The sequence below is a fragment of the Streptomyces coryli genome (assembly GCF_011044975.1).
GTDB classification, from domain to species: Bacteria; Actinomycetota; Actinomycetes; order Streptomycetales; family Streptomycetaceae; genus Streptomyces; species Streptomyces coryli.
Genome location: NZ_JAAKZV010000352.1, coordinates 1 through 6,224 on the forward strand (window position 1 = coordinate 1; position 6,224 = coordinate 6,224).

Genomic DNA, 6,224 nt, shown 5'->3' on the forward strand with positions numbered 1-6,224 from the left:
GTGGGTGGGTGGGCGAAAAAACTCCGCGCACAACCGCACCACCGCCCCGTAATCTCCACACGAACACCCAAGACAACGGTTCGATCACTGCCCCGAAGGGGTGAGCCCGACCCGGGGAGGTAGACTTAACATCGTGTCTGGCCGGACGCACGCCCGGGCGTGCCCTGAGCGCACCTGCGTGGGCTGCCGGGAGCGAGCGGCCAAGAGCGATCTGCTGCGTGTGGTGGTGGTCGGGGACGAAACCGTCCCTGACGATCGCGGTACGCTGCCCGGCCGGGGTGCCTATCTGCACCCCGTTAAGGCATGCCTTGACCTGGCGGTCCGCCGCCGGGCGTTCACCCGGGCCTTCCGTGGCCGGGGGCCGCTCGGCACTGACGGGCTGAACGCCTATCTGGGCAGGCAGTAGCAAGAAGCAAGACCGTTAACAGCCGCACGGAACCCCGTGCGGTGAGGTACCTCGCGAGTCGGAAGTAGGTCGAGATTGCGATGAGCACTCGATGAGTACGCGATGAGTACGCACATGCATAAGTAGCGACGGTCCGGCGGACACCTTCCCGGACCAGAAGGAGCAAAGTGGCTAAGGTCCGGGTATACGAACTCGCCAAGGAGTTCGGAGTTGAGAGCAAGGTCGTCATGGCCAAGCTCAACGAACTTGGCGAATTCGTCCGCTCGGCGTCCTCGACCATCGAGGCGCCGGTAGTACGCAAGCTGACCGATGCTTTCCAGAGCAACGGCGCCGGTGGCGCCAAGCCCGCGGGGAAGCCGGCAGCAACCAAGAAGAAGGCAGCGCCCGGCGGCGCCAAGCCCGCCGCGCCCGCACCGGCGGCCCCCAAGCCGTCGTCGGAAGCGCCCGCGCCTGAGAAGAAGGCGGCCCCCAAGCCGCCGGCCGCCGAAGGCCCCGCCGAGGGCGGCCCCGTAACGCCCGCCGCGCCGAGCGCTCCCGCGCCCGGCCCGCGTCCGGGCCCCAAGGCAGCACCGAAGCCGGCGCCCGCGGCGCCGGCCTCCCCGGAGTTCACCGCCCCGCCGGCGGCCGCTTCCGGCCAGCAGGCGGGCGCCAAGCCCGCCGGCGGCCAGGCGCCGCGTCCGGGCGGCCAGCAGGGGCAGCGCCCCGGCGGCCGTCCCGCTCAGGGCGAGCGCGGTCAGGGCGGCGGCGCCCCGCGTCCCGGCGCTCCGCGCCCGGGTGGCCAGGCCCCGCGTCCGGGCGGCCGTCCGGCAGGACCGCGTCCGGGTAACAACCCCTTCACGTCCGGCGGCTCCACCGGCATGGCGCGCCCGCAGGCGCCCCGTCCCGGCGGCGGCGCCCGTCCCGGTCCCGGCGGTCCTGGCGAGCGCCAGGGCGGCGGCGGACCGCGTCCGCAGGGCCAGGGCGGCGGTCGTCCGTCCCCGGGCGGCATGCCTCGTCCGCAGGGTCAGGGCGGCGGCCAGGGTGCCGCAGGTCCGCGTCCCGGCGGTCCGCGCCCGAACCCGGGCATGATGCCGCAGCGTCCCGCGCCCAGCCCCCGCCCCGGCGGTGGCCCGGGTGGCGGCCGCGGCGGTCCCGGCGGCGGTCGTGGTCCCGGTGGCGGCGGTGGCCGTCCGGGTGGCGCCGGCGGCGGCGCCCGTCCCGGTGGCGGCGGCGGTTTCGCCGGTCGTCCCGCCGGTCCCGGCGGTGGCGGCGGCGGTCGTCCCGGCGGCTTCGGTGGCGGCGGTGGCCGTCCCGGCTTCGGCGGTCGTCCCGGTGGTCCGGGCGGTCGCGGTGGTACGCAGGGTGCCTTCGGGCGTCCCGGCGGTCCCGCGCGCCGTGGCCGTAAGTCCAAGCGCCAGAGGCGCCAGGAGTACGAGCAGATGCAGGCGCCGTCCATCGGCGGCGTGATGCTTCCGCGCGGCAAGGGCGAGACCGTGCGTCTCTCCCGCGGCGCGTCGCTCACCGACTTCGCGGAGAAGATCAACGCCAACCCGGCGTCGCTGGTCCAGGTGATGTTCAACCTGGGCGAGATGGTCACCGCCACGCAGTCGGTCTCCGACGAGACCCTCGCCCTCCTCGGCGAGGAGATGAACTACACCGTCCAGATCGTCAGCCCGGAGGAGGAGGACCGCGAGCTTCTCGAGTCCTTCAAGATCGAGTTCGGCGAGAACGAGGGCGGCGAGGAAGAGCTGACCGCCCGTCCGCCGGTGGTGACCGTCATGGGTCACGTCGACCACGGTAAGACGCGGCTTCTGGACGCCATCCGGAAGACCAATGTCATCGAGGGTGAGGCCGGCGGCATCACCCAGCACATCGGCGCCTACCAGGCGGCGACCGAGGTCAACGGCGAAGAGCGGAAGATCACCTTCATCGACACCCCGGGTCACGAGGCGTTCACCGCCATGCGTGCCCGTGGTGCCAAGTCCACCGACATCGCGATCCTCGTGGTGGCGGCGAACGACGGTGTGATGCCGCAGACGATCGAGGCGCTGAACCACGCCAAGGCGGCCGAGGTGCCGATCGTGGTCGCGGTCAACAAGATCGACGTCGAGGGTGCGGACCCGACCAAGGTCCGCGGCCAGCTGACCGAGTACGGGCTGATCGCCGAGGAGTACGGCGGCGACACCATGTTCGTCGACATCTCCGCCAAGCAGGGTCTGCACATCGACTCCCTGCTGGAGGCCGTCGTCCTCACCGCTGACGCGTCGCTCGACCTGCGCGCCAACCCGCACCAGAACGCCGAGGGCATCTCCATCGAGGCGCACCTCGACCGCGGCCGCGGCGCCGTGGCCACGGTGCTGGTGCAGCGAGGCACGCTGAAGGTCGGCGACACGATGGTGGTCGGCGACGCCCACGGCCGGGTCCGCGCGATGCTCGACGACAAGGGCAACAACCTGGAGGAGGCCGGTCCTTCGACGCCTGCTCTGGTGCTGGGTCTGACCAACGTCCCGGGTGCCGGCGACAACTTCCTGGTGGTCGACGAGGACCGTACGGCCCGTCAGATCGCCGAGAAGCGTGCCGCCCGCGAGCGCAACGCGGCCTTCGCGAAGCGCACCCGCCGCGTCTCCCTCGAGGACCTGGACAAGGTGCTCAAGGCCGGCGAGGTGCAGCAGCTCAACCTCATCATCAAGGGCGACGCGTCCGGTTCGGTCGAAGCGCTCGAGTCCTCGCTCATGCAGCTGGACGTCGGTGAAGAGGTCGACCTGCGGGTCCTGCACCGCGGCGTCGGTGCGGTCACCGAGACCGACATCGACCTGGCGACGGGTTCCGACGCCATCGTCATCGGCTTCAACGTCCGGGCCGAGGGCCGCGCGACGCAGATGGCCGAGCGCGAGGGTGTCGACGTCCGCTACTACTCGGTGATCTACCAGGTCATCGAGGAGATCGAGGCGGCCCTGAAGGGCATGCTGAAGCCGGAGTACGAGGAGGTCGAGCTCGGTACCGCGGAGATCCGCGAGATCTTCCGCTCGTCCAAGCTCGGCAACATCGCCGGTGTCCTCGTCCGCTCGGGCGAGGTCAAGCGGAACTCCAAGGCCCGGATCGTCCGCGACGGCAAGGTGGTCGCGGAGAACCTCACCATCACCGGTCTGCGCCGCTTCAAGGACGACGTCACCGAGATCCGCGACGGTTTCGAGGGTGGTATCAACCTCGGAAACTTCAACGACATCAAGATCGACGACGTCATCGCGACGTACGAGATGCGCGAGAAGCCGCGCGGCTAGTCCGTACGGCTGTCGGGGTCGGGCTCCGGGACATGTTCCCGGGGCCCGGCCCCACTCTTCTTCACTCGATCCCGGACCGGCGGGTCATCCGGACTCACTTGTTCACAGGCAGCTTGTCCTGCGACCTCCTCCTCGGCGACGTACGGTCGCTGAAGGAGAAGCGCTCCGTCGTCCGTCCGATCGTCGCCGAGCTGCACCGCAAATACGCGGTCAGCGTCGCCGAGGTCGGCGACCAGGACCTCTACCGCCGGGCCCGGATCGGCCTGGCGGTGGTCTCCGGTGACATGGGGCACCTCACCGATGTGCTGGACCGGTGCGAGCGGTTGCTCGCGGGGCGTCCAGAAGTGGAGCTGCTGTCCGTACGGCGGCAGATCCACGGCGAAGACGACGAATGAACGTGAAGGAGACCGACCGTGGCCGACAACCCCAGGGCGAAGAGGCTCGCCGACCTCATTCGCGAGGTGGTCGCCGAGAAGCTGATGCGGGGGATCAAGGACCCGCGGCTCGGCACTCGCGTGACCATCACCGACACCCGCGTCACGGGTGACCTGCGCGAGGCGACCGTCTTCTACACCGTCCTCGGCGACGACGAGGAGCGCGCGGCGGCGGCCGCCGGGCTGGAGAGCGCCAAGGGCGTGCTGCGGTCCGCGGTGGGCGCGGCGGCCGGGGTGAAGCACACCCCGTCGCTGGAGTTCGTGGCGGACGCGGTGCCGGAGAACGCGAAGTCGATCAACGACGCGCTGGAGCGGGCCCGGGCGAAGGACGAGCAGGTGCGCTCCGCCTCCACCGGCGCGCAGTACGCCGGCGACGCCGACCCGTACAAGAAGGACTCCGAGGAAGAGGACGCCGAGGCGTAATGGCTGAACGGCGCAAAGGGCCCGACGGTCTGGTCATTGTCGACAAGCCGTCGGGCCTTACTTCGCATGACGTGGTGGGGCGGCTGCGCCGCCTTGCGCGGACGCGGCGGGTGGGGCATGCGGGGACGCTGGATCCCATGGCCACGGGCGTGCTCGTGATCGGGGTCGAGAAGGCGACCCGGCTGCTCGGGCATCTCGCGCTCACCGAGAAGGAGTACGTGGCGACCATCCGGCTCGGCCAGACGACCGTGACGGACGACGCGGAGGGCGACATCGTCGAGTCGGCGGGCGCCGCCGACCTGCCGCCCGGCGCCCTGGACGCCGAGATCGCGGAGCTGACGGGCGACATCATGCAGGTGCCGTCCAAGGTCAGCGCAATCAAGGTGGACGGCAAGCGGGCCTACAAGCGGGTGCTGGACGGCGAGGACGTCGAGCTGCCGGCACGCCCGGTGACCGTGTACGCGTTCGCGCTGCACGAGGCGCGCGAGGGGCGGGCCGGGGACGGCACGCCGGTGACCGATCTGGACGTCACGGTGGAGTGCTCCTCGGGTACGTATATCCGGGCGCTGGCGCGGGACTTGGGCGCCGCCCTGGGGGTCGGCGGGCATCTCACCGCGCTGCGGCGGACCCGGGTCGGGCCGTACGGGATCGACGGGGCGCGGACGCTGGAGCAGCTCGAGGAGGCCGCCGAGGCCGGCGAGCTGCCCGTGCTGCCGCTGGCGGACGCCGCCGCGGCCGCGTTCCCCCGCTGGGACGTGGACGCCGAGCAGGCGCGGCTGCTGTCGCACGGCGTGCGGATCGCCTGGCCGGCCGAGGTCGAGAGCGAAGGCCCGGTGGGGGTCTTCGGGCCGGACGGTGCCTTTCTGGCGCTGGTCGAGCGCCAGGGCGAGAAGGTGAAGAGCCTGGCGGTCTTCGCCTAAGCGCTCCCTGGTGAAACCCGCAACCCGGCGCGTTGTCATCCGTTGGAGTGACACGGGGGCGCGCTGCCCTAAACGTCGTTTCTTGGTGCGCGCCCGGGGCTAGCCATGCCCTGGGCGAGCAGGGAGGACGGCGATGAGCGGTGGCACGGTCGTGCGGATTCGCGACCTCGCCGGGAGGCCCCGGGGGGTCGCCTTCGCCGTCGATGACCGCGGGACGCTGCTCACCTCGCACGAGGCCGTCGACGGGCTCGCCTGTCTGGTACTGCACCCGGCGGGGGCGGAGCAGACCTGGCTGGTCGACGGCGACGCGGTGACGCCGCTGCCGGAGGCGGGGCTTGCGCTGGTGCGGGCCGGTGCGGTGGTGGCCGAGCCGTTCGTGGTGGGTGCGCGCGCTGTGGCCGAGGAGGGGACGGCCGTACGCCTGCATCTGCCGCGGAACATCCTGGAGGGCGAGGTGGTGGGCGCCGGGGCGGCCACCTACACCGCCACCGACGCCTTTCATCTGCTGGAGCCCGCCCTCGCGTTGACGCTGCCGGCCGATGAGGAGCTCGGGCGCTGCGGGCGTCCGGCGGGGGCGCCGGTGGTGGATGCCCGTACCGGCGCGGTGGTCGGGGTGCTCGGGGCCGCGCTGCACGCGGGGCGGAGCGGGGTGTCGTTCGCGGTGCCGCCGCGGGCCGCGGTGGCGATGCCCGCGCTGGTCGCGAGCGGGCGGGCCGAGGCGCTGCGGGAGGCGCTGGCGGGGAACGGGGCCGCGGTCGCCGCGTACGGGGCCGACCTGAAT

The 6,224-nt window shown here is 72.1% G+C and carries 5 protein-coding genes and 1 pseudogene; all 6 read left to right on the top strand.

The window, feature by feature from the left end; translation table 11 throughout:
* The first annotated feature begins 133 nt into the window (after positions 1-133).
* Entirely contained in the window at positions 134-406 is a 273-nt protein-coding gene (locus G5C51_RS38915) for a DUF448 domain-containing protein (protein WP_165245134.1), read from the top strand.
* Positions 407-573: 167 nt separating this feature from the next.
* Positions 574-3,666 carry a translation initiation factor IF-2 gene (infB, locus tag G5C51_RS38920; RefSeq protein ID WP_165245136.1) on the top strand — a complete coding sequence of 1,031 codons (3,093 nt, stop codon included), beginning with the start codon at positions 574-576 and terminating at the stop codon, positions 3,664-3,666.
* A gap of 98 nt (positions 3,667-3,764) precedes the next feature.
* On the top strand, positions 3,765-4,061 hold the full coding sequence (locus tag G5C51_RS38925) for a DUF503 domain-containing protein (RefSeq protein ID WP_165245138.1): 297 nt from the start codon (positions 3,765-3,767) through the stop codon (positions 4,059-4,061).
* 18 nt (positions 4,062-4,079) lie between these two features.
* Positions 4,080-4,523, top strand: a complete 444-nt coding sequence (gene rbfA, locus G5C51_RS38930) for a 30S ribosome-binding factor RbfA (protein WP_165245140.1) — start codon at positions 4,080-4,082, stop codon at positions 4,521-4,523.
* On the top strand, positions 4,523-5,443 hold the full coding sequence (truB, locus tag G5C51_RS38935) for a tRNA pseudouridine(55) synthase TruB (protein WP_165245142.1): 921 nt from the start codon (positions 4,523-4,525) through the stop codon (positions 5,441-5,443). The genes rbfA and truB overlap by 1 nt, the downstream gene beginning before the upstream one ends.
* Positions 5,444-5,576: 133 nt before the next feature.
* A pseudogene (locus G5C51_RS38940) lies at positions 5,577-6,224 on the top strand (serine protease); the annotation flags it as partial.

Coding starts and splice junctions, on each gene's coding strand:
- truB (WP_165245142.1), top strand. CDS start 4,523: ATGGCTGAACGGCGCAAAGGGCCCGACGGTCTGGTCATTGTCGACAAG.